The sequence below is a fragment of the Vibrio spartinae genome (genome assembly GCF_024347135.1).
In the GTDB taxonomy this organism is placed as follows: Bacteria; Pseudomonadota; Gammaproteobacteria; order Enterobacterales; family Vibrionaceae; genus Vibrio; species Vibrio spartinae.
Genome location: NZ_AP024907.1, coordinates 2,297,235 through 2,299,145, shown reverse-complemented (window position 1 = coordinate 2,299,145; position 1,911 = coordinate 2,297,235). Strand labels below are relative to the sequence as shown.

2 protein-coding genes are annotated in these 1,911 nt (G+C 44.8%); both read right to left on the bottom strand.

Annotation, left to right across the window (positions count from 1 at the left end):
• Window positions 1–70: 70 nt before the first annotated feature.
• A complete protein-coding gene (locus OCU60_RS10120) occupies window positions 71–607 on the bottom strand; it encodes a DUF1415 domain-containing protein (RefSeq protein ID WP_370738700.1) in 537 nt (178 codons plus the stop codon).
• Window positions 608–691: 84 nt separating this feature from the next.
• Window positions 692–1,897, bottom strand: a complete 1,206-nt coding sequence (locus OCU60_RS10115; RefSeq protein ID WP_074374597.1) for an MFS transporter — start codon at window positions 1,895–1,897, stop codon at window positions 692–694.
• Window positions 1,898–1,911 lie beyond the last annotated feature (14 nt).

Below are 1,911 nucleotides of genomic sequence, written 5' to 3'. Positions count from 1 at the left end.
TCACTTCGCTGTATTTTCGCGGAAACATGAAAGCCAGTGTGGGAGTTCCGCACTGGCTTTTTTATTTGTGTCACTGGTAATGATTAGTTATCAAATAGCTGAATAATCTATTCTTTTCTTCAGATGTAAGGTTTTTTATCCGCTCAATATTATGGTCAGGAATTAATTCGGGGTGAGGGTAGTACGTAAGGGCTTTCTCGATACTTTCTTCACGGATGAGATGATAAATCGGATAGGGGGATTTGTTGGTGAGGTTGTCATCATCTTCAGGATGATTGTCGGCAAAGCAGTAATCGGGATGAAAAGTAGCAACTTGATAAATCCCTTCCCACTGATGTTGTATGATCAGAGCGTCAATCCAGTCAATGAACTGATTGTAATCATCAAATGATGAAAGAAAATGGGGCACAACAACCAGCGTTGTTTCCAGCTGTTCAGGTGGAGTCGTGTTTAATTCGAGCAACTGCTGATAGATATCTTCCAGTAATTCGTCATCTTGCCGCGCCTGGCTGATATGGATTTTGATCTGCTTCTTTTTATACGGTTTGGCTGCAAAAGGACATAAATTCAGACCGATGACAACTTGAGTCAGCCATTGTTCGACCATTTGATGGATCCGTGTATACTCTGATTGAGAGTTCATAATATGAAGTCACTGCGTGAAAAATTTGCAGGCAGAATACCATGAAATTTAGATGGAGTTCGTATGTTGTTGTATCTGGAAAGTTTCAAACGCTTTCAGTCGCCAGCATAAGATAAACAGCAATAAATAGATAACTGTCCCTCCGGCAACGACCATATGCCAGCCGCCATGCTGCCAACAAGCAATCAGAAAGAACCCGCCAAGACTTCCTCCCAAGTAATAATGCACTAAATAAAGCGCGGTTGCTGTTGCCTTTGCCTGTTTGGCATGTTGACTCACCCAAGTGTAAGCCAATGTGTGACTAAAAAAGGCTCCTGAGCTGATACAGATTAAAGCAATAATGAGCATCGGTAGCGACTCAATCATGGCGAGCCACATACCGAATAGACTCAGGCATGTTCCGGCAATCAGGCCAGTAACAGTACCGTGGTGTTTGAGCCAGCGAGCAGTAAGACGTGAACTCAGTGTACCTCCCAGATAACAGACGAAGATCAGTGATGCCAGTCCGACAGGAATCGAATAGGGCGCAGCAACTAAACGAAATCCCATTACAGAGTACAAGTTCACAAACAAAGCAAAATTTGCACCACCAAACAACATCGCCATCCATAGCTTCGGTTGACGAAGATGCATTAATACGGAGCGTTGATGTTGTAAAAACTGTCCTTTACGAGGGATAAAATGTTGCTGAGGCGGGAGCCTGAAGTAAACATATAATGCGCCAGCGATGCTCAAGACACTGACCACCGCGACAGCGGTTTGCCAGCTGAACAGATCAGTGAGGTTTCCTCCGGCAATCCGTCCACAAATGCCACCCAACGAATTCGCTGCGATATAACTCCCGATCGCAGCTTGAAAGGCCTGAGGCGAAAATTCTTCAACCATATAAGCGACAGCAACAGAGGCAAAGGCAGCAATCGCGACACCGGTCAGTGCTCGTGCTGTGACAAGGGTCCACCATGTTGGATGAATCAAAAGGGCAAGACCAAGCAAAGGGAGTGTCAGTAAGCCAATCATCATGATTTTTCGGCGTCCGAACACTTCGGAACAGATTGCCCAAGGTACTAAAGTGACGGATAACGCTAATGTTGACGCCGCGAAGAGCCAGTTAACTTTCGTTTCAGACAACTGATAGAGCTCGGCCATATGGGGGAGAATGGGCTGAAAAAGATATAAATTACAAAAGACAATGAAAGCACCGAAAGCTAATCCAAAAGAAACCTGACGATATTGGGGGGTATGGCATTCGATCATTCATTTGTCCTGTC